The following is a 25,822-nucleotide window of genomic DNA, read 5'->3' on the forward strand; positions in this document are numbered from 1 at the left end:
GCTAATCGATCAGCCGAGTATGCCCGGCCATAGCACCACGATGAGAGAACCCGCCAGCGTTAACAGCACGTTAGCGATGGCGTAGGTGCCGGCGTAGCCCAGCGCCGGGATGTTGCTGCGCGCGGTGTCGCTGATGATCTCCATCGCCGGCGCGCAGGTGCGGGCGCCCATGATGGCGCCGAACAGCAGGGCGCGGTTCATGCGCAGCACGTAGGCGCCGAACAGGAAGCAGATAATCACCGGCACCAGGCTGACGATAAGCCCGGCGATCAGCATCTGGCCGCCGACCGCGCCCAGGCTGTGGCCGATGCCGGCGCCGGCGCTCAGGCCCACGCCCGCCATAAACACCATCAGGCCGAATTCTTTCACCATGTTCAGCGCGCCCTGCGGAATATAACCGAAGGTCGGGTGGTTGGCGCGCAGGAAGCCGAGCATGATGCCGGACATCAACAGGCCGGCGGCGTTGCCGATGCCGAACGAGAAGTTGCTGAACTGAATGGTGATCTGGCCGATCAGCAGGCCGATGATGAAGAAGGCGCAGAACGCCAGCAGATCGGTCACCTGGCTGTGGATCGAGATAAAGCCAATCTTCTCCGCCACGCTTTTCACCCGGCGCGCGTCGCCGCTCACCTGCAGCACGTCGCCCTTGTTGAGCACGATGCTGTCGTCGATTGGCATTTCGATCTGGCTGCGGATCACGCGGTTGAGGAAGCAACCGTGGTCGGTCAGCTTCAGCTGGCTCAGGCGTTTGTTCACCGCGTTGCTGTTCTTCACCACGATCTCTTCGGTCACGATGCGCATGTCGAGCAGATCGCGGTCGAACACTTCCTTACCGTTGCGGAAGCTCGGATCCAGCCGCGCGTGGGCGTCCGGATAACCGACCAGCGAGATCTCGTCGCCCACCTGCAGCACCGCGTCACCGTCCGGGTTGGCCAGAATGCCGTTGCGGCGGATGCGTTCAATGTAGCAGCCGGTCTGGCGATAGATGCCCAGCTCGCGCAGGTTCTTGCCGTCGGCCCAGGCCACCAGCTCGGGGCCGACGCGATAGGCGCGGATCACCGGCAGGTAGACCTTGCGCTGGCTGTCGGTGTCCAGGCCGCGTTCGCGGGCGATCTGCTGGGCGGAGGTGGACAGATCCTGGTGCTGCAGCTTCGGCAGGTAGCGCGCGCCGAAAATCAGGCTGACCAAGCCGATCAGGTAGGTGAGGGCGTAGCCGAGGCTCAGATGATCCTGCGCCGCCAGCAGCGCCGGGCCGTTGACGATGGTGTTGCGCAGCGTATCGCCGGCGCCCACCAGCACCGGCGTCGAGGTCATCGAGCCGGCCAGCATGCCGGCGGTCAGGCCGATGTCCCAGTGGAACAGCTTGCCGAGGCCGATGGCGATCACCATTGCCGAACCGACCATCACCAGCGCCAGCATCAGGTAATTCTTGCCGTCGCGGAAGAAAATCGAGAAAAAGTTAGGCCCGGCTTCCACCCCGACGCAGAAAATAAACAGCATGAAGCCAAGATTCAGCGCCTCGGTGTTAATGGCGAAGTGTTGCTGGCCGAGCAGCAGAGAAACCACTAAAACGCCAATGGAATTACCGAGTTGGACGGAGCCCAGACGGAGTTTACCGAGGCACAGCCCCAGCGCGAGTACCACGAACAGTAACAGAATGTAGTTACCGTTTAACAAACTAGCGACGTTTATGTTCACGGAGGATAACTTATTGTTTACCAGTAAGTGCTTGATATAGATAACTATAAGAGATAAATTCAGCCTTAAAACGACGTCATAAATCACCACCAGCAGAAAGCGAAGCGAACCATCGTTCGGCGGCGTTCATTCTAGACGCTATGACCGATGACAGCCAGCACAGAAAGCTGATTTCCTGCGCCGCCGGGCGCATTTAACTCTCTTTTGACCAAGGAAAAAATTCGGTTCAGCGTCACCGCACGGGTGACCGGGCCGATTTCTATTGATGCGGTAATTGGGCGGGGGAGAATTCGCATGACGAGTTATCGATATTGGCTGGGCATTCTCAGCTGTTTTCTGTTGTTCAGCCTGGTGTTTCTCGGCCAGCAAACCGGCCTGTTCGGCAGCACGGATCATGAGCACCACGGTGAAACCGGCCTGCTGCTGTTTGTGATCCCCGGCGCAATCGCCAGCTATTTGTCGAGCCGCAAGCGGCTGCTTTGCCCGTTGCTTGGCGCGCTGTATGCATTGCCGCTGTGCCTGCTGATCCGCCACTTCTGGCTGACGCCGTCCTATTCGTTTTGGCAGGAATTGGCTTACGCCACCAGCGCGGTGTTTTGGTGCGTGTTCGGCGCGATGCTGATGCTGTTCGCCCTCGGTCTGTTGCACACGCTGCAGCAGCTGCACCGGCGGCAGCGGCAATAAAAAAAGGCGCGTTAAGCGCCTTTTTTGTCGTTCAAAAACTTACTGGAACAGGTTCAGGTGTTCTTTAGCGTAAGCTTCGAAATCGGTGCAACCGCCGATGTGCTTCTCGTCCAGGAAGATCTGCGGCACGGTTTCAACCGGTTTACCGACGGTTTTTTCCAGATCGGCCTTGGTGATGCCTTCCGCGTGGATGTCAACGTAACGGAAGTTGAAATCGTCGCGTTCTTCAGTCAGTTTTTCCGCCAGTTCTTTAGCGCGGACACAATAAGGACAGCCAGGACGCCCGAAGATTACTGCAAACATGCAACGCTCCTTAATTGGATTTTCGATAAATTATTCGCGATTGCAACGACATCCCGTCACCGAAAAAGTCATTACCTGCGTCAGATGGCGCCTACTATGCCCGTTGAGGCGGTGAAAAAAAAGCAGGAATTACCTGTTAATCTGATTCATGTAACCAATTAGTCAGCCGGGGCTGTCGCCGTCGACGGGAATTCACTACACTGGGGGCAGACCTTCTGGAGAGGAAAAATATGCGTTCATTCGGTGACTTACCGCGCCCGGTGCTGGTGTTGGAAGGGGTGGGCATCGTGATGCTGGTGCTGGCCTACCTCAGCATTCACGGCCACCTGCAACTGCCGGGTTGGCTGGCGTCGCAGCAGGCGGCGGTCGGCATGATTTTCCTCGGCGTGGCGCTGATGGTGCCGGCGGCGGCGTTTCTGGTATGGCGCGTGGTGCAGGGCTTCGGGCCGCTGATGCGCGGCGGGTTGCCGCCGGAAAACGATCGCCGCAAACCGCAAGATGCAGACGCATCGAAAGATAATCAGGATCGCGATCCGCGCGCCTGAGCGCCGCGGCCGCTAACCCGCCTGCCGGGCAGGCGTTGGCTTTTGGGGTGACGAGTGAAAATTGCCATTCTTTCTCGCGACGGATCGCTCTATTCATGTAAGCGGCTGCGTGAAGCGGCGGAAGATCGCGGGCACAGCATCGATATCATCGATCCGCTCTCCTGCTATATGAACATCAATCCGGCGGCGCCGACCATTCATTATCGCGGCCGTCAGTTGGAACGTTACGATGCGGTGATCCCGCGCATCGGCTCCGCCATCACCTTTTACGGCACGGCGGTGCTACGCCAGTTCGAGCTGCTCGGCAGCTACCCGCTAAACGAATCCGTGGCCATTACCCGCGCCCGCGACAAGCTGCGTTCGCTGCAACTGCTGGCCCGGCAGGGTATCGATCTGCCGATCACCGGTTTCGCCCATTCACCGGACGACACTGGCGATCTGATCGAACTGGTCGGCGGCGCGCCGCTGGTGGTCAAGCTGGTGGAAGGCACGCAGGGCATCGGGGTGGTACTGGCGGAAACTCGCCAGGCGGCGGAAAGCGTGATCGACGCCTTTCGCGGCCTGAACGCCCATATTCTGGTGCAGGAGTACGTGCGCGAAGCGCAGGGCCGCGACGTGCGCTGCCTGGTGGTGGGCGGCCGGGTGGTGGCCGCCATCGAGCGGCAGGCCAAGCCCGGCGAGTTTCGTTCCAACCTGCACCGTGGCGGCACCGCCCGCAAAGTGACCATCACCGCCAGGGAGCGGGCGATCGCGGTGAAAGCGGCGAGCACGCTGGGGCTGGACGTCGCCGGGGTGGATATCCTGCGCGCCGAGCGCGGCCCGCTGGTGATGGAGGTCAACGCGTCGCCGGGGCTGGAAGGGGTGGAAACCACCACCGGGCTGGACATCGCCGGCATGATGATCGAATACATTGAGCAGCGCGGCCGGCCGGGCTTCCGCCTGAAGTCCGGCGGTTAACGGAGTGGGCTGAGCGCATTTCCCGCCGTGCAATATCTGAATTAGTGAATTAAGCCGCATTGATCGTGGCGTATCGGGTGAATATTCCGTAAGCTATGCGCCTTTTCGCGTATTGAATATTGTGAGGCTGGTTATTATGGATTCACTCATTGTCCCCGATTTGGCGCTGTTGCGGCGCTGGCTGGATCAGTCGGGCATTTCTTTCTTTGAGTGCGATTCCTGCCAGGCGCTGCACCTGCCGCACATGCAGAACTTCGACGGCGTGTTCGACGCCAAGATAGATCTGGTGGACAACGTCATTCTGTTCTCCGCGCTGGCCGAAGTGAAGCCGACCGCGCTGATCCCGCTGGTGGCGGACCTGAGCCAGATCAACGCCAGCTCGCTGACCATCAAGGCGTTTGTCGATATTCAGGACGACAACCTGCCGAAGCTGATCGTCTGCCAGTCGCTGAGCGTGGCGGTCGGCATCACCTACGAGCAGTTCACCCACTTCATGCAGCAGGGCGAAGAGCAGGTCTCGATGGTGATCCTTGAGGCGCGGGCGAACGATCTGCTGTTTATGGGTGACGAAGAAGAGATCCCCGCTGGCGCCGTGCGTCAACCGATGCTGCACTGATCCTCGCCATACCTTAAGCATGCCGTCGCTCCGGCGGCATGCTGCCGTGACGCCTCTCCGCAATAAAATATTCTGCACTTTGGCCTTTGCCGCCCGATCTTTCTCGCCTTTTGCGCCGTTAATGGCGTATCACATAGAGAAAACTGCATAAAAAATCGATAAAAGGCGTTTTTTACCCTGGGGGCTGGCGGGTTGCGATGGCAGCGGCTATGCTGCTGATTCTGCAAAGGGCTTGCGATTCCCCTTGTGACCACGCGAGCAGGGCAGTGAAAAAGGCGCATGCAATCATATGCATAGCCATTCAGTTCGCGGTTGCAACGATTGCGCTCAATCAGGAAAGGTTTTGTATCGCTGCAGATACAAGTTCAATTCTATGATTCACCCTGTTTTGGAGGAAGTTACGGATGGTCACCCAACGTAAAAAGTGGTTATCGGGTGTGGTTGCCGGCCTGTTGATGGCCGCGTCCGTCAATGCGTCAGCCGAAGAGAAAACGCTGCACGTGTATAACTGGTCCGATTATATCGCGCCGGACACTTTGGCTAATTTCCAGAAAGAAACCGGCATCAAAGTGGTGTACGACGTCTTTGACTCCAACGAAGTGTTGGAAGGCAAACTGATGGCGGGCAGCACCGGTTATGATCTGGTGGTTCCTTCATCCAACTTCCTCGAGCGCCAGTCTCAGGCCGGCATCTTCGAACCGCTCGACAAGAGCAAAATGCCCAACTACAAGAATCTCGATCCCGAGATGCTGAAGCTGGTTGCACACAATGACAAAGACAACAAATACGGCATCCCATACCTGATGGTGACCACCGGCATCGGCTATAACGTCGACAAGGTGAAGGCGGCATTGGGCAAAGACGCGCCTGTCGACAGTTGGGATCTGATCCTCAAGCCGGAAAACCTCGAGAAGCTGAAAAGCTGCGGTGTCTCCTTCCTCGATGCGCCGAGCGAGGTTTACGCCACCGTGCTGCACTACCTGGGCAAGGATCCCAACAGCACCAATGCGGCGGACTACACCGGCGCGGCTAACGATCTGCTGCTGAAACTGCGGCCGAACATTCGTTACTTCCACTCTTCTCAGTACATCAACGATCTGGCTAACGGTGATATCTGCGTGGCGATCGGCTGGTCCGGCGACGTGATGCAGGCGGCCAACCGCGCCAAAGAGGCGAAGAACGGCGTGAACGTGGCCTACGCGATCCCGAAAGAGGGGGCGCTGACCTACTTTGACATGTTCGCCATGCCGGCGGACGCCAAGAACAAAGACGCCGCGTACCAGTTCCTGAACTTCCTGATGAAACCTGACGTGATGGCGGGCATCAGCAACTATGTCTATTACGCCAATGCGGTGAAAGATTCCACGCCGCTGGTGAACGCCGAAGTGCGCGAGAACCCGAATGTCTATCCGCCGGCCGATCTGCGCGCCAAGCTGTTCACGCTCAACGTGCAGTCGCCGAAGCTGGACCGTGTCATTACCCGCGCATGGACTAAAGTTAAAAGCGGGAAGTGATGATGGGGGGGATACCCCCATCGTCGGTAAACCGGCAGGCGGGCGCTCCCCGCCTGCATTGCCGTTTTGGGCCACGGCGCTCGCCGTGGTTTTGTGCCGCTTTACGCCGGAGAGCACCCCGATTGAACGACGCCATCCCTCGTCCTCAAGCCAAGTCGCAGAAGGTCTTCACCCCTCTGCTGGAAATCCGTAACCTCACCAAAACCTTCGACGGGCAGAATGCGGTCGAAGACGTCAGCCTCACCATCTACAAGGGCGAGATCTTTGCGCTGCTTGGCCCGTCCGGCTGCGGCAAGTCCACCTTGCTGCGCATGCTGGCCGGCTTTGAACAGCCGACGGAAGGGCAGATCGTGCTCGACGGGCAGGATATGTCGCATGTGCCGCCGTACCAGCGGCCGATCAACATGATGTTTCAGTCGTACGCGCTGTTCCCGCACATGACCGTGGAGCAAAACATCGCGTTCGGCCTGAAGCAGGACAAAATGCCGCGGGCGGAGATCGCCGAACGGGTGGCGGAAATGCTGGCGCTGGTGCACATGCAGGAGTTCGCCAAACGCAAACCGCACCAGCTTTCCGGCGGCCAGCGGCAGCGGGTGGCGCTGGCGCGCAGCCTGGCCAAGCGGCCGAAGCTGTTGCTGCTGGATGAACCGATGGGCGCGCTGGACAAGAAGCTGCGCGATCGCATGCAGCTGGAAGTGACCGACATTCTCGAGCGCGTCGGCGTGACCTGCGTGATGGTGACGCACGATCAGGAGGAGGCGATGACCATGGCGGGGCGCATCGCCATCATGAACCGCGGCAAGTTCGTGCAGATCGGCGAGCCGGAAGAGATCTACGAGCATCCGAATAGCCGCTTCAGCGCCGAATTTATCGGTTCGGTCAACGTCTTCGACTGCGTGCTGCAAGAGCGCCACGACGATGCGCTGATCCTGCAAAGCCCGGGGCTGCGCCATGCGATCAAGGTGGATCCGGACGCCTCGGTGGTGGACGGCGTGCCGATCCAGGTCGCGCTGCGGCCGGAAAAGATCCTGCTGTGCGAACAAGTGCCGGAAGACGGCTGCAACTTCGCGGTGGGGGAAGTGGCGCACATTTCCTATCTGGGCGATCTGTCCATCTACCACGTGAAGCTGCACAGCGGGCAGATCATCAGCGCCCAGCTGCAAAACGGCCATCGTTTCCGCAAGGGGATGCCCACCTGGGGCGATGAAGTGCGTCTATGTTGGGAAACCGACAGCTGTGTCGTGTTGACGGTGTAGTGGAGCTGGTGAGGAGTAACCCGTATGTCCCTGCTTTCTGAACGCACGCCGGAACCGCCGGCCAAAACGCCGGCCACCCTCAAGGCCTTGTTCCATCGCCTGCTGATGGCTCACGGCCGCAAGCTGGTAATCGCATTGCCGTATTTATGGCTGACGCTGCTGTTTATGCTGCCGTTCCTGATCGTGTTCAAGATCAGCCTGGCGGAGCTGGCGTTGGCGGTGCCGCCTTACACCGAGCTGATGAGCTGGGTGGACGGTAAGCTGAACATTGCGCTCAACTTCGCCAACTATCTGCAGCTGACCGACGATCCGTTGTATATCGATGCCTACCTGCAGTCGCTGCGCGTGGCGGCGGTCTCGACGCTGTGCTGCCTGATCATCGGCTATCCGCTGGCCTGGGCGGTGGCGCACAGCAAAGCGTCGACCCGCAACATTCTGCTGTTGCTGGTGATCCTGCCTTCCTGGACTTCGTTCCTGATCCGCGTTTACGCCTGGATGGGGATCCTGAAAAACAACGGCACGCTGAATAACTTTCTGATGTGGCTAGGGGTGATCGACCAACCGCTGGTGATCCTGCACACCAACCTGGCGGTGTATATCGGCATCGTTTATTCCTATCTGCCGTTTATGGTGTTGCCGATTTACACGGCGCTGATCCGGCTGGATTACTCGCTGGTGGAGGCGTCGCTGGATCTGGGGGCGCGGCCGCTGAAAACCTTCTTCAGCGTGATCGTGCCGTTGACGCGCGGCGGCATCATCGCCGGTTCGATGCTGGTATTCATTCCGGCGGTGGGGGAGTTCGTGATCCCGGAACTGCTCGGTGGGCCGGACAGCATCATGATCGGCCGCGTGCTGTGGCAGGAGTTCTTCAATAACCGCGACTGGCCGGTGGCCTCGGCGGTCGCCACCATCATGCTGCTGTTGCTGATCGTGCCAATTTTGTGGTTCCACAAACACCAGAACAAGGAAATAGGGGGGCAGGAATGAACAACTTGCCGGTAGTGCGTTCACCGTGGCGCATCGCCATCCTGACGATCGGTTTTACCTTCCTGTATGCGCCGATGCTGATGCTGGTGATCTACTCCTTCAACAGCTCCAAGCTGGTGACGGTGTGGGCCGGTTGGTCCACGCGCTGGTATACCGAACTGTTCCACGATTCGGCGATGATCAGCGCGGTGGGGCTCAGCCTGACCATCGCTGCCGCCTCCGCCACCGCCGCGGTGGTACTGGGGGCCATCGCCGCCGTGGTGATGGTGCGATTCGGCCGCTTTCGCGGTTCGACCGGCTTCGCGTTTATGCTGACCGCGCCGCTGGTGATGCCGGACGTGATCACCGGCCTGTCGCTGCTGCTGTTGTTCGTGGCGATGGGGCATGCCTTCGGCTGGCCGTCGGAGCGCGGCATGTTTACCATCTGGCTGGCGCATGTCACCTTCTGTACCGCTTATGTGGCGGTGGTCATCAGCTCACGTCTGCGCGAGGTGGATCGCTCGATTGAAGAGGCGGCAATGGATCTGGGGGCGCCGCCGCTGAAGGTGTTCTTCGTCATCACCTTGCCGATGATTGCGCCGGCGCTGATCTCCGGCTGGATGCTGGCGTTTACCCTGTCGCTGGACGATCTGGTGATCGCCAGTTTCGTCTCCGGCCCGGGCGCCACCACGTTGCCGATGCTGGTGTTCTCCAGCGTGCGCATGGGGGTGAATCCGGAAATCAATGCGCTGGCCAGTCTGATCCTGCTGGTGGTGGGCATCCTCGGCCTGATCGCCTGGTGGTTTATGGCGCGCTCGGAAAAACAACGATCGCGTGAATTGCAGCGGGCGGCCCGTAGCTGAATCGTAACAAACCTGCTATTTTTGCAATCAATAAGTATTGCAACTAACTACCTGACTTTACATGCGCCACCTGTATAGGTGGCGCGTCGTAGCGGAACACGGATATGTCAGACATGCTGAAAAGCGGGCAGGGAATGGGATCGACTTCGGATGCGCCGGTGCCGGTGATGGTGGCGGGCACCGCCATGGTGGCGATCAAGTGTATCAGCGTGGTGCTGCTGCTGGGCGAGCTGGGCGTCGACGGCGCGCAGGAATTCGTCAACACCAGCGCGCAGGCGTGGGATTCCACCTTTATCTTTCTGGCTGGCCTGATGCTGCTGTGCCTGCAAATCAGCTGCGGCTTTGCGGTGATGCGCGGCCGCAATTGGGGGCGCTGGGGCTATGTGGCCTGCCAGTGCATCGTGGTGCTTTACCTGCTGTTGGCCACCATCGGCAGCGTCTTCCCCGAGGTGTTCACCGTGGAGGGGGAAACCAGCGGCCAAATCCTGCACGTTCTGATCCTGCAAAAGATCCCCGACGCGGTGATCCTGGCGTTGCTGTTCGTTCCTGCCGCCAGCCGCCGCTTCTTCACCGCGCGCAAGTGAGATTTTAGGCGCGCGGAGTGGTAAACTCTGCGCCCTTAATTCGTCATCCTGAACTTCACGGTAATCTTCATGCATTGCGCTTTGTATACGGCGGGCACCTGCCGTTCCTGTCAGTGGCTGGAAAAGCCCTATCCGCAGCAACTGGCCGACAAACAGCATCACCTGCACTCGCTGTTGGCCGGGCGCGACGTCGCGCAGTGGCTGCAGCCGGCGGCGGGGGAACTGAGCGCATTTCGCAATAAAGCCAAGATGGTGGTCAGCGGCAGCGTGGAGCGCCCGCTGCTCGGCATGCTGCACCGCGACGGCACGCCGGTCGACCTGAGCGATTGCCCGCTGTATCCCGCCGGCTTTTCGCCGATGTTTGCGGTGCTGAAAAGCTTCATCGCCCGCGCCGGCCTGACGCCGTATAACGTGGCGCGCAAACGCGGCGAGCTGAAATACCTGCTGCTGACCGAAAGCACGCTCGACGGCGGCGTGATGCTGCGCTTCGTGCTGCGCTCGGAAACCAAGCTGGCGCAGCTGCGCGCCGCGCTGCCGTGGCTGCAGCAGCAGCTGCCGCAGCTCAAGGTGATCTCCGCCAATATTCAGCCGGTGCATATGGCGATCATGGAAGGGGAGCGCGAGATCGCGCTGACCGAACAGCAGGCGCTGGAGGAACAGTTCAATCAGGTGCCGCTGTTCATCCGCCCGCAAAGCTTCTTCCAGACCAACCCGCAGGTGGCCGCCGAACTGTATGCCACCGCCCGCGACTGGGTGCGCGCGCTGGGTATCGACAGCATGTGGGATCTGTTCTGCGGCGTCGGCGGTTTCGGCCTGCACTGCGCGCAGCCGCAAACGCGGTTGACCGGCATCGAAATCAGCGCGGAAGCGATCGCCTGCGCGCGCCAGTCAGCGCAGCGGTTAGGGTTGTTGCAGGTCGATTTTCAGGCGCTCGACTCCACCCGCTTCGCCACCGCCGAAGGCCAGGTGCCGCAGCTGGTGCTGGTCAATCCGCCGCGGCGCGGCATCGGCCAGGCGCTGTGCGATTATTTGAGCCGGATGGCGCCGGATTACATTCTGTATTCCAGCTGCAACGCCGAGAGCATGGCGAAAGATATCGAGATGTTGCCGGGATACCGCATCGAACGGGTGCAGCTGTTCGACATGTTCCCGCATACCGCGCACTACGAAGTGTTGACGCTGTTGGTGCGGCATTAAAGGCGCTTTTTGGCAGCCGTGTAAGCCGCTGAACGTTCGCGTTTGCCCACAGAAAGGACCAGAACCACGATCTCCGTCTCCATGATGCGATACACCAAACGAAAGCCTGAGGCTCTGAGTTTGATTTTGTAGCAATCAGGCAAACCGGCGAGTTTGTTGGCGGGGACGTGGGGATTAACCAACACGGATGCCAGCTTTTTTTTGAACTGTTCCCGGATCGCCGGGGACAGTTTTTTAAATTCCTTCAGTGCGTGTTCTTCGAATTCAAGCTTATAAGTCATCCAAATTGACCTTAATGCGTTTGCCGTTCATCCGTGAACGAACGATTTCAGCGAGTTCGAGATCTTCCAGGTACTCCGCGATCGCCTCCCAGGTTTCCGGAGAGACGTAATATCCCGAAATCTTACCGTTGGTCAGGACGGCGACTGGTTGCCCTTGTGCCTCTTTAAGGGCGGCGTTGGGCGATTTTTTAAAATCGCTGATGCTGACTGCGGAGTCGGCGAGAATGGGTTGAACCGTCATGATGTTATCCTTGATGCTAAATTCAGTATCAAATTTAGCACTAACCGGATGCGGTAGCAATCCGATGGAGCCGCCGAAGGAGGGCGACTCCACATGCGGACTTACTGCGGGAACCACTTGTCGTTGATGGCTTTGTAGGTGCCGTCGGCCTTGATGGCGTCCAGCGCGGCGTTCAGCTTGGCCAGCAGCGCCTGGTTATCCGGGCGCACCGCGATGCCGAGACCGGTGCCGAAGTATTGCGCATCGGTGATGTGCTCGCCGACCGGCGCCAGCTGCGGGTTGGTTTTCAGCCACTCGTTCACCACGGCGGTGTCGCCGAACACGCCGTCGATACGGCCGTTTTTCAGCTCCAGAATGGCGTTCTGGTAGCTGTCGTAAGAAACGGTGTTAATCTCCGGGTGCTTGTCCTGCATGTATTTCTGGTGGGTGGTGCCGTTTTCCATGCCGAGCTTTTTGCCTTTCAGATCCGCCAGCGAGCTGAACTTGCCTTTTTGCGCGATCACAATCGCCGAGTTGGCGTAGTAAGGTTGGGTGAAGGCGACCTGTTTGCTGCGCTCCGGCGTGATATCCATCCCGGAAATCACCGCATCGTATTTTTTGAATTTCAGCGCGGCGATCAGGCTGTCGAACGCCTGGTTGGTGAAGGTGCACTGCGCCTGCATCTGCTTGCACAGCGCGTTGGCCAGATCGATATCGAAACCGACGATCTGGTTGTTGGCGTCGAGCGATTCGAACGGCGGGTAGGTGGCGGAGGCGGCGAAGCGGATAGTCTCGGCCGCGGCGGCGTTAAAGGTCATCCCGGCCAACATCGTCGCGGCAAGCAGCAGTTTTTTCATGCGTAGAGCTCCTGTCTGGATCCTGAAAGTGATTATTCGCTATCGTTTGTTTTTACTGGTAATCGCCAGAGGTTTTTGTGCGAATGCCTGTTGTTAACCCTGCCACTGAGTGAATTAAAATGCAATATAAATGATTAAGTATTGCTTTGAGGGGTAAAAAAAGCCCCGCACAATGGCGGGGCTCATGGGGGCAGCGGCCTCAGTTGCGGCGCTCAAACGCCAGCGCGCGGCGCTCCACCAGTCGCATCAGCAGCGTCAGCAGGCCATTGACGCACAGGTACACCAGGCCGGCGGCGCCGAACACCATCACGTCGTAGGTGCGGCCATACATCAGCTGGCTGTAGCCCATCACTTCCATCAGCGTGATGGTATAGGCCAGCGAGGTGCTTTTGAACACCAGCACCACTTCGTTGGAATAAGACGACAGCGCGCGTTTGAAGGCGAACGGCAGCAGGATGAGCAGCGTCTGCCGGCGCGACATACCCAGCGCTTCGCACGACTGCCATTGCCCGGCGGGAATGGCGCGCACCGCGCCGTAGAACAGCTGCGTGGTGTAGGCCGCGCTGTTCAGCGCCAGCGCTATCATCGCGCACAGCCAGGGCTGCGACAGCAGGTTCCACAGCCACGGATAGTCGCGGATCGCCGGAAACTGACCGGGGCCGTAGTAGATCAGGAAGATCTGCACCAGCAGCGGCGTGCCGGTGAACAGCGTCACGTAGATCTTGACCAGCGGCGTCAGGATTGGCGTTTTCAGCGTCAGGATCACCGTCAGCAGCAGCGACAGCACCAGCGCGACGATCAGCGCGGCGACGGTCAGCGTCAGGCTGGTATGCAGCCCTTTGAGGATTTCCGGCAAATACTCAATCATCAGACCGGCCCCCGCTCAAAGCGCGTGGCGCGCAGCTCAATGCGTTTGATGACGTATTGGCTGAACAGCGTCACCAGCAGGTAGATGGCCGCCGCGATCACATACCAGGTAAAAGGCTCCTGGGTGCGGGTGGCGATGCTCTTGGTTTGCAACATCAGATCGTTCACGCTGATCAGCGACACCAGCGCGGTGTCTTTCAACAACACCAGCCACTGATTGCCGAGGCCGGGCAGGGCGTGGCGCCACATCTGCGGCATGATCAGGCGAAAGAAGATCGCCGCCTTACTCAGTCCAAGCGCTTGACCGGATTCCCACTGCCCCTGCGGCACCGCTTTGAGCGCGCCGCGCAGCGTCTGCGAGGCGTAGGCGGAATAGAGCAAGGCCAGGGCGATCACCCCGCACAGGAACGGGCTGACTTCGAAATTGTCGATCGCCAGCTGAATCGGCAGCTGGAACAGACCGAGGTTGAGGGTAAAGCCGTCGGAGAGCATCAGCAGCAGCTGCGACGAGCCGAAATAGATAAACAGCACCACCAGGATTTCCGGCAGGCCGCGCAACACGGTCACCCAAGCGGTGCCGAGCCAGCTGACCGCTTTCCAGCGGGACGATTCCCATACGGCGAACAGCATCGCCAGAATCAGCCCGAGGATCAGGGCGCAAACGGCAAGGCCGACGGTCATGCCGGCGGCGCTTGCTAAAGATTGTAATTCATTCATTTGGGCGTATTACTGCTGGAACCATTTTTTGTAGATGGTTTCATAGGTCCCATCCTGCTTGATCTTGTCCAGAGCGGCGTTGAACTTGCCCTGCAGATCGGTATTCTTCTGGCGCACCGCGATGCCGAGGCCGGTGCCGAAGTAGTCTTTGTCGGTCACTTTGGCGCCCACTGCCGCCAGCGCGTCATTCTGCTTCAGCCACTCGTTGACCACCGCGGTATCGCCGAACACAGCATCAACGCGGCCGTTCTTCAGATCCAAAATGGCGTTCTGGTAGCTGTCGTAAGGCACGGTGGTGATTTCCGGGTGCTTGTCGGTCAGGTATTTTTGGTGGGTGGTGCCGTTTTGCACGCCCACTTTCTTGCCTTTCAGCGCCGCCACGTCGGCGATTTTTCCTTTCTGCGCGATGAACAGCGCCGAGTTATCGTAGTAAGGCTTGGTGAACAGCACCTGCTTCTCACGCTCCGGCGTAATGTCCATGCCGGCCATCACCGCATCGAAACGCTTGAACTTCAGGCTCGGGATCAGGCTGTCGAACGCCTGGTTGGTGAAGGTGCACTCGGCCTGCATCTCTTTGCACAGCGCGTTGGCCAGATCGACATCAAAACCCTGAATTTTGTTGCCGGCGTCAATAAATTCAAATGGAGGATAGGAGGCTTCGGTAGCGAAACGGATGGTTTCGGCTGCGGAGGCGGAAACGCTGATGCCGGCCAGAACGGCGGCGATTATTAGTTTTTTCATCGCAAAATCCCCAAATTACAGCAAGTTAATTGTTAGTGTGATAAGTAGTTGGCAAACTCGGTGGTCCGTGGCTGCGCAAAGTGGCTGCTGTCGCCTTGCTCCACCACGTGGCCGTTTTCCATGTACACCACGCGGCTGGCGGTCTTGCGCGCCACTTCCACTTCGTGGGTGACGATCACCTGCGTGATGCCGGTGCCGGCCAGTTCGCGAATGATGCTGACGATCTGAGCGGTGATTTCCGGATCCAGCGCCGCGGTCGGTTCATCGAACAGCAGCACCTGGGGTTCCATCATCAGGGCGCGGGCGATCGCCACGCGCTGCTGCTGGCCGCCGGAAAGGTGCAGCGGGAAGCGATCGGCGAAGTCGGTCAGGCGCAGACGCTTGAGCAGCTTGTCGGCGCGCGCCATCGCCTGAGCCTTGGTCAGACCTAGCACGCGGCAAGGCGCCTCGATGAGGTTCTGAACCACGGTGAGGTGAGGCCACAGGTTGTATTGCTGGAAGACCATGCCGACGTTTTGACGCAGTTCGCGAATGGCTTTCTCGCCCGGCGCCTGTTTGAAGTCGAATTGGTTGCCGGCGATCTGCAGTTGGCCCGAACGCGGCATTTCCAGCAGGTTCAGCACCCGCAGCAATGAGCTTTTCCCGGCGCCGCTTGGGCCAAGCAGCACCAGGGTTTCCCCGGCTGGACAATCCAGCGTGATGTCAAACAGCGCCTGGTGAGCGCCGTAATAGCAATTGATACCGTTAAGTTGAATACTCATGCGCCAGAATTGAATAGACATTGATGCCGCAAATGTTAACTTCCGCAGAATACTTATGCAATCTTTGTGCGTTAAAATTTATGAGTGTGCGGCGGGACAGTAAAAGATTAGCACAAGATACCGCGACTCAAGCCGAGGGAGGGGATTTGTGGCGCAGGCTGTGATATCGGTAGCGAAATTTTTTCTATTGGATGAAATTTGAGCAACTAGCGGGCGGCGGGGATGACCGACGCGGCAAGCCCGCGTCGGCCGGGGAAGGCGGGTTACTGGTTTTCCAGCACCTGGCGCACGCTGCCGTTGGTGGCGTGCGCTGGAACATTCAGGTAGCGAATATCATCAACCACCCAGCAGGTGCCTTCGCGCACCATCAGCACTTCGTCTTGCCAGTTCACGGTGCTGTTGGCGTCTTTCTGGTAGCTCAGATCAACGCGCAGCGGGATGTTCTTCGCATCGGTGTTAGGAATGGTCGAGGCGCTGGCGACGGAGGCGTTGCTTGGCCCTTGCGCATTGCCGGAGAACAGATCGCCGGTTATCCGGTGCTTGCCCGGGTTTTGAGCGGCGCTGACCAGATCCTGATACAGCACTTTGCTCAGATAGGGCTGCAGCTGCGCCAGGCGGTTGCTGTCCGGCAGGCCGGCGCCCTGCTGGATGCGCAGGTCATAGAACTTTTGCGCGACCGTATCCGGGCCGCCTTCCACACAGCTGCCGCTGCGGGTGCCGATATCCTTGTATGCCGGTTCCACCGTGGTACAGGCACTCAGCAACAGCGCTAAGGGTAAAACAGCCGCAATCGTTTTTGTTTTCATCTTATTACCTTATGTGAAAGTCTCTACCATGAAGACCGATAGCTTACAGTATAAATGCGTTTTTTTGCCTTGCATTCGTACTGCGTGCCATTGATTAAGCGAACATAACGCCAATCTTCTGGTCATAGATACGTTGAATTAATCAAACAAGGAATTCTGATGCAGCTTTCAACTACCCCGACCCTGGAAGGGTTCACCATCACCGAATACTGCGGCGTCGTCACCGGCGAAGCGATCCTCGGCGCCAACATTTTTCGTGATTTCTTCGCCGGCGTGCGCGATATCGTCGGCGGCCGCTCGGGCGCTTATGAGAAAGAGCTGCGCAAGGCGCGCTTGATCGCGTTCGAAGAATTGGAAGATCAGGCGAAAGAGCTGGGCGCCAACGCGGTGGTCGGCATTGATATCGATTATGAAACCGTTGGCAAAGACGGCAGCATGCTGATGGTGACCGTCAGCGGCACCGCGGTGAAAGTCAGCCGCTAACGCCATTCCCCGCGCCCCGGCCGTTTCGCCGGGGCGACATCCTGTAGGTTCATCCCACCTTGTGCTGCTCGGCGATCGGGCGGTGTTCCTGCGGTTTCACCGGCGCCGGCGCTTGGCGATGCGGCATTGGCTGAACGGACGGCTGGTGGATCTGCGGCGCCGGGGCAGGATGCGGCATGATGCGCGCTTGCGGCACCGGTGCCGGGCGCACTAACGCCGGATGCAGCGTTGCGGCCGGTTCGAGCGCCCCCGGCTGAACGACGTGCGGCACTATCTGAACCTGGGGGGGCACGGCGGATGGATGCAGCGGCGCAGCATGCACGGCCATCGGCTCCTGCGCGTGGGGCGCCGCCGGCGCGGTATGCGTGAACGTCGGCATGCTCCTCGGTTGTTGCACATGGGGCGCGTTGACCGACTGTTGCACGTGCGGCGCGGCCGCTACCGGCTGGGTGTGCGCAAAGGTCGGCAGGGTCATCGGCGCATGGGCCGCAGGCGCGACACGCGGCTGCGCGTTAGGCGTCGGCGGGTTGAAATGCGGCGTCGGTGCGGCGGTCGTATTGTTGTAGTTATTCACTGTATGGATGCTGCGATTCACATTGTTCACGTTGTTATATTGGTTGATGTTGGTGACGCGATTCACCACGGTGGTGGAATGCGATACGTAGGGCGCATCGCGGTAGACCACCGGTTGGCGTCGATCGTCCCAGCGCATATCCCAGCTGTGCCAGCCGCTGTTGTGCTGATTGAACAATGAGGCGACCGCAATGCCGACACCGAAGCTGATCATGCCGGCCGCCAACATGTCGCCGCCGCTGTAGCCTGAAGGTTGATACCGATAGCTCGGATAAGCTGGGATCGGCGTGCCGTAGGCCACCCAGGGATCGTAATGCGGGACGTAAACCGTATCCGGCTGGCTGGGTTCGATGACGATGGTTTCGCCCGGCGCCGCCACCACGCGCTGGCGATAGGGCTGCTGCTCAACGTAACGGGTGGTGGGGGCCACGACGATGCGCTGCTGCGGGGTGTTTTTCAGCGTGCCTTGGCTGGCCGCCCGTTGACGCATCACCTGAATGGCGTTCATCACGTCGGTGGGATCGTTCAGGTAGGCGCTGCCCAGGGCGGTGGTCCAGGGGATGTTTTTCGCCATTTGATCGAGCACGTCGGGGAATTGCACCAGGCCGCGCACGCTGGGATCCCAAGGCTGAGCGTCGGCCGCGGAGCTGAGCGCCGCCGGTTGCAACCCGCGGTTTTGCGCCAGCCAGGCATCCGCGGCGCTGATTTGGTCAGGATAACCCGCGCCGGCCAACACCTGCGCCAGCAGCTTGTCGGGGAACAGCGCCACCGGGCTGACCAACTGGTACAGCTGGTCGGCGGTCAGCGGCGTATAGGCCGGCGCGCTCACATTGGCGGCGGATGCAGCCGAGGGCGGCGCGCTCCCGCCCATCGCATCGGCGACTTTTTGCCGATCGCAGCCGCTGAGCGGCAGCATGGCGGCACAGAGCAACCAGGACAGATAGCGTGGCGTGAACATGTTCGACTCCGCTCTTTCGGCGCAGATGATACTTTGAGACTATCATGGGCGGGAAAGGCCGCCAGTCGGGAGCAACACTCGCTTGCACATCGGCGTTGTCTGTCATTATTTCTCGACGAACGTGATGATTGGATACAGGTCAATCGCGTCGCGTTACATCTCTCACGGACGCCAATCAGGAGGATAAGTGAAAATTTGGCCAGGGATCATCGCCGCCGCGCTGTTGGCGGGGTGCCAAAATCCGCAGCAGGACACGCTCGTCGATCGCGGCGCTTACCAGCTCGAGACGCTGCACCAGGCGCAGGGCGCCGATCGGCGCATTCGCTTTTTGGTGATGCACTATACGGCGGAAGACTTTCATTCATCACTGAAAACGCTGACCGATGAACACGTCAGCGCGCACTACCTGTTGCCGGCTCATCCGCAGCGCGAACACGGCAAACCGACGGTGTACCGGTTGGTGCCGGAAGCGATGCGCGCCTGGCATGCCGGCGCCAGCGCCTGGCGCGGCCGCAGCAACCTCAACGACACCTCGATCGGCATCGAAATCGTCAACAAGGGGTTCACCCGCAGCATGCTGTTCACCCATTGGCAGCCTTATACGGCGGAGCAGATCGCCGTGCTGATCCCGCTGAGCCGTGACATCATCCAACGCTATGGCATCCAGCCGCAGGACGTGGTGGGGCACAGCGACATCGCGCCGCAGCGCAAACAGGATCCCGGCCCGCTGTTCCCCTGGCGGCAGCTGGCGCAGGCCGGCATCGGCGCCTGGCCGGACGAACGAGACGTGCAGCGTTTGCTGGCGGGGCGCGATCGCCATGCGCCGGTGCCGATGACGCCGCTGCTCGATAAGCTGGCGCGTTACGGCTACGCGGTTGATGCGTCATGGGATGCGCGGCAGCAGCGCAATGTGCTGGCGGCGTTTCAGATGCATTTCCGGCCCGACGATGTGCGCGGTGAGCCGGATGCAGAGAGTGAGGCGATTATCGATGCGCTGCTGGTGAAGTACGGCGCGTGGCGTTGATTACAGGCCGTGCAGTTTGCCGTGATCTTTCAGCCAGCGGGCGGTGCGCGCGATGCCTTCTTCCAGCGAGACGATCGGCTGATAGCCCAGCTCTTGCTGCGCGCGAGTGGTATCGAGCGTGAGGTCGAAGTTGAGTTTGGCGACGCCGTAGTGGGTCAACACCGGCTCCTTTTCGCTTTTGCTGCCCAGGCGCTCCATGCCGCGCGCCATCATGTCGAGCATCGGGTAGGGGACGGAGCGGATGCGACACTTCATGCCCAAATCGTCGATCAGCTGCTGCACCACGGTGCGAAGCGGACGCGGCTGCTGGTTGGTGATGTTGTAGGCGCGGCCGGACGGCGTGTCTTCTTTTAGCGTCGCCAGCCACATGGCGTGCACCGCGTTCTCCAGGTAAGTCATGTCCACCATCGCCGCGCCGCCGCGCGGCAGCAGCAGGTTGCCGTAGCGTTTGATCATTTGCAGCAGCCGCGGCAGCATCACCTTGTCGTGCGGCCCGAACAATCCCTGCGGGCGCAGAATGGTGAAATGGGTCTGCGGATTGGACAGCGCCAACTGCTGGATCACCTGCTCGCCGGCGGCCTTGCTGCGCGCGAACTCATTGGCGTAGCGCTGCGGGCGGAAGTCTTCGGTTACGTTGCGGTGATGGTGGTAATCGAAATAGATCGCCGGGGAAGAGATGTGAATGAACTGCGCCACGCCATAGGCCGCCGCCCATTCGCCGAGGCGGCGGGTGGCGCGGACGTTGGCCAGTTCGAAGGCTTCTTCGGTGCCCCAGGGCGAGGTAAAGCTGGAACAGTGCCACAGCACGTCGACGTCCGCCAGCATCGCCTTGGCCTGCGAAGAGATCAGGTTGGTGAGATCGGCATGAATGAACTCCGCGCCCATTTTTTCCAGCAGGCCGCCCATCGCCTGGTTGCGGCCGGTGGCGCGCACTTTGATGCCCTGACGGCGCAGATATTCAACGGCGTTACGGCCTAACCCACTGGTGGCACCGGTGACCAATACCTTCATAACGGACTCTATTCTCACCCAAAATCGGAATACCGGCGGGCGCTTGCGGCGCTCCCAGCAAATAAGATGCCATTCTTCCGTGATTTCGTGCGCTATGCAATCGGAAAGCCCCGAAGCACAGCGGCAAACTGTGCGGTTGATCGACAAATGAACGGCGTTCAGCGCTGTTGGCGGTCCAGGTTCTCGGCAAGCTCGGCGATGCGCTTCGCCATGCCGCGGAAAATGAACAGATGCGCGGGCATCATGGCGAACCAATACAGCAGCCCGCTGAAGCCGGCCGGATGCCACCAGGCGCGCACGTCCAGCGTGCGGCGATCGCCGCGATCGGTAATGGTGAAGCTCAACCGCCCCAGCCCTGGCGCCTTCATGCCGAACAGCAGCGCCAGTTGCCGCAGCGGTTTCAGCGTGATGACTTTCCAGCCGTCGATTTCGTCACCCAGCGCCAGGGTCGCGCGCGCCGGGCGGCCATAGACCACGCCGTTGCCGATCATGTCGTCCATGCGGGCGCGGATCCGCCACAGGATATTGGCGTAGAAATAGCCTTCTTCACCTCCCAGTTGCTGCACCGTTTGCCACAGCGCCTGGCTGCTGGCGGCGGTATTCAGCGCGCAACCGGCCTGTTTCGGGTAGTAGCCGTAGCCGGGGCGCCAGCGGGCCCGCGCCGCCGGATCGTAGCCCCAGTCGGCGGAATCGACCACCTCCAGTTCGCGCTGCAGCGTGGCGGTGACCGCCTGATCAAAAGTGTGCAGACGCTGCGGGATCAAGGCTTGCAGCGGCCGGCCGTCGGCGGGCAGATCGTGCTTCAGCCCCTGGATCAGCGCGCGGGCGATCGGCGTTGGCACCGAGGTGATCAGGCTGATGAACCACACCGAAATCAGCCGCGTCGGCAAGGGGATCGGGATCAGCCAGCGCCGTTTGCCGCTGATGGCGATAAAGCGTTGGAACATGTCCTGATAGCTGAGGTATTCCGGCCCGGCGACGTCGAAGATGCGGTGTTCCTCCGCCGGGTGCGCCAGCAGATCGGCCAGGTAAACCAGCAGGTTCTCCAGCGCCACCGGCGACGACTTCGAGCGCACCCAGCGCGGCGGCGTCAGCACCGGCAGGTTATAGACCATGTCGCGCATCACTTCGAACGCCGCCGAGCCGGGGCCGACGATGATGCCGGCGCGCAGCTCGGTCACCGGCACGCCGCTCTGGCGCAAGATCTCGCCGGTCAGGCGGCGGGCCTCCAGGTGCGGCGAACTGTCGTCGTTCGGCTGCAGCGCGCCGAGAAAGATCACCTGCTTGACGCCGGCATTGCGCAGCGCGTCGCGCAGATTTTCCGCCGCCTGGCGCTCCTTCTCGATAAAGTCGTCGCCGTCGCCCATCGCGTGCACCAGATAGTACAGCGTATCTATCTCCCACAGCGCCGCGCTCAGGGTGTCCGGGCGGTGCAGATCGACATACAGGCAGTTGACCTGCGGCCAGTTCTGCGCCTGCAGCCACTCGATGCGCCGCGCGGCGGCGGTAATCTGGTGCCCCTGTTCGATCAGGTGCGGGATCAGGTTCTGGCCTATATAGCCGCTGGCTCCAAGAACCAGTACGCGTTGGGGTGTCATCGGGCCGCCTTGTGCGGTGAAAGAATCGCAGAACGACAGGATGCCAAATTCAGGGTTTAAATGCACATTTTGTATGGGTATAAGCCGGTTGCATCCGCCGCGGCGCAGGTTCACACTACGCGCCCCTTATCGCACGAAAAAACGAATGCCATGAAGCTCAATGTGATTTGTTACGCCCTGCTGGGCCTGGCGCTGATCGCCAGTTTTTTCTCGCCGCATCCGGTGTGGATGGGGTTGCTGCTGGCGAACCTGCTGACGTTTCTGATCTACGGCGGCGATAAGCTGGCGGCGCGCAAGGGATGGCGACGAGTGCCGGAGGCGACGCTGTTGCTGTTCGGCGCGCTGGGCGGGTGGTTGGGCGCGCTGCTGGCGCAGCAGCTGTTTCGCCACAAAACCCAGAAACAGCCGTTTAAAACCTGGTTCATCCTCAGCGTGGCGCTCAATCTGGCGGCGGTGCTGGGGCTGTGGTACTGGGTTTACGGCCGCTGGATCTTCTGATTACAGCAGCAGCGGCAGAGTCGCGCTGGCGGTGGTCTGCATCGCCTGAGCGTAGGCGGGATCGCGCTGAGTCAGTTCGGCGATCATCAACTCCACCAGCAGCATGGCGCCGACCTTGGCCGGCAGGGCGCCAGCGGTCAGCGGCCCTTCCGGTTTGGCCGCCACCAGCAGCGTATCCGCCATCTTGGCCAGCGGGCTGCGTTGGGTATTGCTGACGGCGATCACGCGTGCGCCGCGCCCTTTGGCCAACGTCACCGCATGCAGCACGTCTTTGGTTGAGCCGGAGCTGGAGATGACGATCAGCAGATCCCGCTCACTCAGCGAGGCTGCATTCATCGCCGCCCGGTGCATGTCGCTGAACAGCTGCGCCGGTTTGCCGAGGCGCAACAGCTTGTAGTGCAGGAAGTCGCCGATGATGGCGCTGGCGGCGACGCCGTAAATCTGCACCGAAGCGCAACGTTGCAAGCTGTCCGCCGCCTGTTGCAGCGCCTGCGGATCCAACAGCGCGCCGGTATCCCGCAGCGCCTGTACGCTCTCTTCCACCAAATTTTCCGCCGCGCTTTGGCGCGTCGCCGCTTCCGGCTGGCTTTGTTGCAAGCTGAGGGCCAGCGCCATTTTAAATTCGGTATAGCCTTTGCAGCCGAGATGGCGGCACAGCCGCGTGACGCTGGCTTCGCTGGTGGCGCTTTCACGCGCCAGTTCGGTGATGGTCAGGTAAACGGCGCGGGAGGGCTCCGCAAGAAGATAGTTGCCGAGCTTTTGCAGCGTGGGGCTGTACCCTGCCAAATCCTGCCGCAGCCGCAATAACAAGTTGCCTGTATTCATCACGTTACCTTTCTGAGTATTCCCGTTTCTATTGTGGCGGAAAGACGCCGCGGCTCGCCAGTGAAATCGACGGATTGTGAAGCCGATCATCGTTATGAATAAATTTTTCATTAAAAATATTATTTTGTGGTAAAAATTTTCATCATAAAAATGATATCGGGGGAAAATTTATGTCAACACCAGAATTGCCGCGCTCCGGCGGCTGGTTCGAAAAAGCCCAGCTGTTCGGCAAATCGTTCATGCTGCCGATCGCCGTGCTGCCGGCGGCTGGTCTGCTGTTGGGGATCGGCGGTGCGCTATCCGATCCCAATACCGTCGAGGCGTATCCCTTCCTCGATGTCGGCTGGTTGCAAAGCATATTTACCGTGATGGCCAGTGCCGGTGCTATTGTGTTCGCCAACCTGGCGGTCTTGTTCGCGGTCGGCGTGGCGGTGGGGCTGGCCAAAAGCGACAAGGGCACGGCGGGGCTGGCCTCGCTGATCGCCTATCTGGTAATGAACGCCACCATCAATGCGCTGTTGAAAATCAACGGCACGCTGGCCACGCAGAACGCGGGCGCGGTGGGGCAGGGAACGATTCTCGGGATCCAGACGCTGGAGACTGGGGTGTTCGGCGGGGTGGTCATCGGTTTGGTGACCTGGTATCTGCACGGCCGCTATAACAAGATAGCGCTGCCACCGTTCCTGGGTTTTTTTGGCGGCTCGCGCTTTGTGCCGATCGTCAGCTCACTGGCGGCGATGGCGGTCGGTGCCCTGATGACGGTGGTGTGGCCGCATTTCCAACAGTTGATCTTCGGCATGGGCGGGCTGGTAGACGCCAGCGGCTATCTCGGTACCTTTATCTACGGCTTCGTATTGCGCATGCTCGGGCCGTTCGGCCTGCATCACATCTTCTATCTACCGTTTTGGACCACCGCGCTTGGCGGCAGCGAAGTGATCAACGGACAGCTGGTGGAAGGCACACAGCGCATTTTTTTCGCCCAGTTGGCCGACCCGAATACACAGCAGTTCTACATTGGCACGGCGCGTTTCATGTCCGGCCGTTTTATCACCATGATGTTCGGCCTGGTCGGTGCCTGCCTGGCGATGTACCAGAGTGCGCGTCCCGAGAACCGCAAACGCGTCGGCGGACTGTTGCTGTCGGCTGCGCTGACTTCGTTTCTGACCGGCATCACCGAACCTATCGAATTCTCGTTCCTGTTTGTCGCACCGGCGCTGTACGTGGTGCACGCGCTGTTCGACGGCCTGGCGTTCATGATCGCTCACATCCTGCATATCACCATCGGCCAGACGTTCTCCGGCGGCTTTATCGATTTCATGCTGTTCGGCGTGCTGCAGGGCGAAGCGAAAACCCACTGGATGTACGTCCCGCTGGTCGGTGTGCCTTGGTTCTTACTGTACTACTTCACGTTCCGTTTCCTGATCCTGCGCTTCAACTTTAAAACGCCGGGGCGCGAGGCGGAAGCTGCGCCGGAAGCGGTGATGACGGGCACCGAACGCTCGCAACAGGTGCTGGCAGCGCTGGGCGGCAAAGAGAATATCGTCGAACTGGATTGTTGCGCCACGCGATTGCGCGTGACGGTGAAACAGAGCCGGCTGCTGGACGAAAGCGGGCTGAAAGCCAGCGGCGCACGGGCGGTTATCGTTCGCGGCAACGGTGTTCAGGTGATCTACGGCCCGCAAGTCACCATCATTAGAAACGAAGTCGAGGAGTTGTTGGATTTATGACGCTTTCCATTTTACAGCAGATTGAGGGGCGCCTGGTGGTGTCTTGCCAGGCGCTGGACGACGAGCCGCTGCACAGCGATTTTATCATGTCGCGCATGGCGCTGGCGGCCGAGCAAGGCGGCGCGGCGGCGATCCGCGCCAACGGCGTCGAAGACGTTAAAGCTATCATGCGCACGGTGGCGCTGCCGGTCATCGGCATCATAAAGCGCGATTATGCGGGCAGCGACGTGTATATCACGCCGACCCTGCGCGAAATCGATGCGTTGATGGCGGCGGCGCCGCAGATGATCGCGCTGGACGCCACCGGCCACCCGCGGCCGGGGGAGTTGCAGCTGGCCGCGTTGGTCGCCGCGATCCGCGCCAGGTATCCCCGGCTGTTGCTGATGGCGGACATCGCCACCCTGGAGGAGGCGCAAGAGGCCGCCAGGCTGGGCTTCGACTGTGTGGGCACCACGCTGTACGGCTATACCGCTGAAAGCCGGGGCGCCCGACTGGCGGATAACGATTTCGGCTTTCTGCGTGCGGTACTGGCGGCGGTATCGGTGCCGGTCATCGCTGAAGGCAATGTCGAAACGCCGGCGATGGCCGCGCGCTGTCTGTCGCTGGGGGCGCATGCGGTGGTGGTAGGGGGCGCCATTACCCGCCCGCAACAGATCACCCGCCGCTTTGTCGACGCCATCGGCGGGCGATAA

General features: G+C 60.3%; 29 protein-coding genes. 15 read left to right on the top strand and 14 right to left on the bottom strand.

The annotated features are described in order from the left end of the window. Positions 1-9: 9 nt before the first annotated feature. On the bottom strand, positions 10-1,698 hold the full coding sequence (locus ACJ8PL_RS03920) for an aspartate:alanine antiporter (RefSeq protein ID WP_004938680.1): 1,689 nt from the start codon (positions 1,696-1,698) through the stop codon (positions 10-12). 294 nt (positions 1,699-1,992) lie between these two features. Between ACJ8PL_RS03920 and ACJ8PL_RS03925 the strand changes: the two genes are divergently transcribed. Further along, positions 1,993-2,382 (top strand): inner membrane protein YbjM, encoded by a 390-nt coding sequence (locus ACJ8PL_RS03925; protein WP_004938679.1) that lies wholly within the window; start codon positions 1,993-1,995, stop codon positions 2,380-2,382. Between the two features lie 39 nt (positions 2,383-2,421). Here the strand turns inward: ACJ8PL_RS03925 and ACJ8PL_RS03930 are convergent, their stop codons facing one another. Beyond that, on the bottom strand, positions 2,422-2,685 hold the full coding sequence (locus ACJ8PL_RS03930; protein ID WP_004938676.1) for a GrxA family glutaredoxin: 264 nt from the start codon (positions 2,683-2,685) through the stop codon (positions 2,422-2,424). A 230-nt stretch (positions 2,686-2,915) separates the two neighbouring features. On the opposite strand from ACJ8PL_RS03930, the gene ACJ8PL_RS03935 reads away from it, so the two are divergent. From ACJ8PL_RS03935 to rlmC, 9 genes are all read left to right on the top strand, one after another. After that, positions 2,916-3,230 carry a YbjC family protein gene (locus ACJ8PL_RS03935; protein WP_016928364.1) on the top strand — a complete coding sequence of 105 codons (315 nt, stop codon included), beginning with the start codon at positions 2,916-2,918 and terminating at the stop codon, positions 3,228-3,230. A 54-nt stretch (positions 3,231-3,284) separates the two neighbouring features. Further along, on the top strand, positions 3,285-4,187 hold the full coding sequence (rimK, locus tag ACJ8PL_RS03940) for a 30S ribosomal protein S6--L-glutamate ligase (protein WP_016928363.1): 903 nt from the start codon (positions 3,285-3,287) through the stop codon (positions 4,185-4,187). Between the two features lie 136 nt (positions 4,188-4,323). After that, the gene (locus tag ACJ8PL_RS03945; RefSeq protein ID WP_004938666.1) at positions 4,324-4,803 is read left to right on the top strand and encodes a YbjN domain-containing protein; all 480 of its coding nucleotides are present in this window, start codon (positions 4,324-4,326) and stop codon (positions 4,801-4,803) included. Positions 4,804-5,207: 404 nt separating this feature from the next. Further along, positions 5,208-6,317, top strand: coding sequence for a spermidine/putrescine ABC transporter substrate-binding protein PotF (gene potF / locus ACJ8PL_RS03950; RefSeq protein WP_015377292.1), 1,110 nt, complete (start codon positions 5,208-5,210; stop codon positions 6,315-6,317). Positions 6,318-6,439: 122 nt separating this feature from the next. Then, complete coding sequence (gene potG / locus ACJ8PL_RS03955; protein ID WP_033640832.1) at positions 6,440-7,573, top strand: putrescine ABC transporter ATP-binding subunit PotG; 1,134 nt, start codon at positions 6,440-6,442, stop codon at positions 7,571-7,573. Positions 7,574-7,597: 24 nt separating this feature from the next. Continuing rightward, a complete protein-coding gene (potH, locus tag ACJ8PL_RS03960; protein ID WP_016928361.1) occupies positions 7,598-8,560 on the top strand; it encodes a putrescine ABC transporter permease PotH in 963 nt (320 codons plus the stop codon). Continuing rightward, complete coding sequence (gene potI / locus ACJ8PL_RS03965) at positions 8,557-9,402, top strand: putrescine ABC transporter permease PotI (protein WP_016928360.1); 846 nt, start codon at positions 8,557-8,559, stop codon at positions 9,400-9,402. The genes potH and potI overlap by 4 nt, the downstream gene beginning before the upstream one ends. Positions 9,403-9,506: 104 nt before the next feature. Further along, positions 9,507-9,986 (top strand): YbjO family protein, encoded by a 480-nt coding sequence (locus tag ACJ8PL_RS03970; protein WP_028127974.1) that lies wholly within the window; start codon positions 9,507-9,509, stop codon positions 9,984-9,986. 69 nt (positions 9,987-10,055) lie between these two features. Beyond that, positions 10,056-11,183: a 23S rRNA (uracil(747)-C(5))-methyltransferase RlmC gene (rlmC, locus tag ACJ8PL_RS03975; protein WP_261419759.1), complete on the top strand. Its 1,128-nt coding sequence runs from the start codon at positions 10,056-10,058 to the stop codon at positions 11,181-11,183. Here the strand turns inward: rlmC and ACJ8PL_RS03980 are convergent. From ACJ8PL_RS03980 to ACJ8PL_RS04015, 8 genes are all read right to left on the bottom strand, one after another. Then, complete coding sequence (locus ACJ8PL_RS03980) at positions 11,180-11,464, bottom strand: type II toxin-antitoxin system RelE family toxin (RefSeq protein WP_016928357.1); 285 nt, start codon at positions 11,462-11,464, stop codon at positions 11,180-11,182. The two genes, rlmC and ACJ8PL_RS03980, sit on opposite strands and share 4 nt — an antisense overlap. Continuing rightward, complete coding sequence (locus ACJ8PL_RS03985) at positions 11,454-11,705, bottom strand: type II toxin-antitoxin system Phd/YefM family antitoxin (protein WP_016928356.1); 252 nt, start codon at positions 11,703-11,705, stop codon at positions 11,454-11,456. The genes ACJ8PL_RS03980 and ACJ8PL_RS03985 overlap by 11 nt, the downstream gene beginning before the upstream one ends. Before the next feature lie 101 nt (positions 11,706-11,806). Next, a complete protein-coding gene (artJ, locus tag ACJ8PL_RS03990; RefSeq protein ID WP_016928355.1) occupies positions 11,807-12,541 on the bottom strand; it encodes an arginine ABC transporter substrate-binding protein in 735 nt (244 codons plus the stop codon). 199 nt (positions 12,542-12,740) lie between these two features. Continuing rightward, positions 12,741-13,409, bottom strand: a complete 669-nt coding sequence (artM, locus tag ACJ8PL_RS03995; protein ID WP_442530831.1) for an arginine ABC transporter permease ArtM — start codon at positions 13,407-13,409, stop codon at positions 12,741-12,743. Next, positions 13,409-14,125, bottom strand: a complete 717-nt coding sequence (gene artQ / locus ACJ8PL_RS04000; RefSeq protein ID WP_442530832.1) for an arginine ABC transporter permease ArtQ — start codon at positions 14,123-14,125, stop codon at positions 13,409-13,411. The genes artM and artQ overlap by 1 nt, the downstream gene beginning before the upstream one ends. A gap of 9 nt (positions 14,126-14,134) precedes the next feature. Then, the gene (artJ, locus tag ACJ8PL_RS04005; protein WP_004928409.1) at positions 14,135-14,866 is read right to left on the bottom strand and encodes an arginine ABC transporter substrate-binding protein; all 732 of its coding nucleotides are present in this window, start codon (positions 14,864-14,866) and stop codon (positions 14,135-14,137) included. Between the two features lie 32 nt (positions 14,867-14,898). Then, positions 14,899-15,627, bottom strand: a complete 729-nt coding sequence (gene artP / locus ACJ8PL_RS04010; protein WP_110147567.1) for an arginine ABC transporter ATP-binding protein ArtP — start codon at positions 15,625-15,627, stop codon at positions 14,899-14,901. Between the two features lie 263 nt (positions 15,628-15,890). Then, positions 15,891-16,433, bottom strand: a complete 543-nt coding sequence (locus ACJ8PL_RS04015) for a lipoprotein (RefSeq protein WP_028127978.1) — start codon at positions 16,431-16,433, stop codon at positions 15,891-15,893. Positions 16,434-16,592: 159 nt separating this feature from the next. Here ACJ8PL_RS04015 and ACJ8PL_RS04020 point away from each other — a divergent pair, with 159 nt between their 5' ends. Beyond that, on the top strand, positions 16,593-16,916 hold the full coding sequence (locus ACJ8PL_RS04020; protein ID WP_004928400.1) for a heavy metal-binding domain-containing protein: 324 nt from the start codon (positions 16,593-16,595) through the stop codon (positions 16,914-16,916). Between the two features lie 49 nt (positions 16,917-16,965). On the opposite strand, the gene ACJ8PL_RS04025 is transcribed toward ACJ8PL_RS04020, so the two are convergent. Next, entirely contained in the window at positions 16,966-18,447 is a 1,482-nt protein-coding gene (locus tag ACJ8PL_RS04025) for a DUF3300 domain-containing protein (RefSeq protein ID WP_442530834.1), read from the bottom strand. Positions 18,448-18,634: 187 nt separating this feature from the next. Here ACJ8PL_RS04025 and ACJ8PL_RS04030 point away from each other — a divergent pair, with 187 nt between their 5' ends. Further along, positions 18,635-19,471 (top strand): N-acetylmuramoyl-L-alanine amidase, encoded by an 837-nt coding sequence (locus ACJ8PL_RS04030; RefSeq protein WP_016928349.1) that lies wholly within the window; start codon positions 18,635-18,637, stop codon positions 19,469-19,471. Here the strand turns inward: ACJ8PL_RS04030 and ACJ8PL_RS04035 are convergent, their stop codons facing one another. Together ACJ8PL_RS04035 and ACJ8PL_RS04040 are read right to left on the bottom strand one after the other, a co-directional pair. Beyond that, a complete protein-coding gene (locus tag ACJ8PL_RS04035; RefSeq protein ID WP_004928393.1) occupies positions 19,472-20,482 on the bottom strand; it encodes an NAD-dependent epimerase/dehydratase family protein in 1,011 nt (336 codons plus the stop codon). Between the two features lie 158 nt (positions 20,483-20,640). Then, a complete protein-coding gene (locus ACJ8PL_RS04040; protein WP_079449452.1) occupies positions 20,641-22,080 on the bottom strand; it encodes a DUF2867 domain-containing protein in 1,440 nt (479 codons plus the stop codon). Positions 22,081-22,230: 150 nt separating this feature from the next. Between ACJ8PL_RS04040 and ACJ8PL_RS04045 the strand changes: the two genes are divergently transcribed. Continuing rightward, positions 22,231-22,578 (top strand): DUF1294 domain-containing protein, encoded by a 348-nt coding sequence (locus ACJ8PL_RS04045; RefSeq protein ID WP_028127981.1) that lies wholly within the window; start codon positions 22,231-22,233, stop codon positions 22,576-22,578. Here ACJ8PL_RS04045 and ACJ8PL_RS04050 read toward each other — a convergent pair whose 3' ends face one another. After that, positions 22,579-23,406 (bottom strand): MurR/RpiR family transcriptional regulator, encoded by an 828-nt coding sequence (locus ACJ8PL_RS04050; protein WP_028127982.1) that lies wholly within the window; start codon positions 23,404-23,406, stop codon positions 22,579-22,581. Between the two features lie 167 nt (positions 23,407-23,573). Here ACJ8PL_RS04050 and ACJ8PL_RS04055 point away from each other — a divergent pair, with 167 nt between their 5' ends. Together ACJ8PL_RS04055 and ACJ8PL_RS04060 are read left to right on the top strand one after the other, a co-directional pair. Further along, positions 23,574-25,130 (top strand): PTS transporter subunit EIIC, encoded by a 1,557-nt coding sequence (locus ACJ8PL_RS04055; protein WP_442530835.1) that lies wholly within the window; start codon positions 23,574-23,576, stop codon positions 25,128-25,130. Next, positions 25,127-25,822 (top strand): N-acetylmannosamine-6-phosphate 2-epimerase, encoded by a 696-nt coding sequence (locus ACJ8PL_RS04060; RefSeq protein WP_116403741.1) that lies wholly within the window; start codon positions 25,127-25,129, stop codon positions 25,820-25,822. Before ACJ8PL_RS04055 ends, ACJ8PL_RS04060 begins: the two co-directional genes overlap by 4 nt.

The sequence above is a fragment of the Serratia sp. CY83965 genome (assembly GCF_052166375.1).
In the GTDB taxonomy this organism is placed as follows: Bacteria; Pseudomonadota; Gammaproteobacteria; order Enterobacterales; family Enterobacteriaceae; genus Serratia; species Serratia marcescens.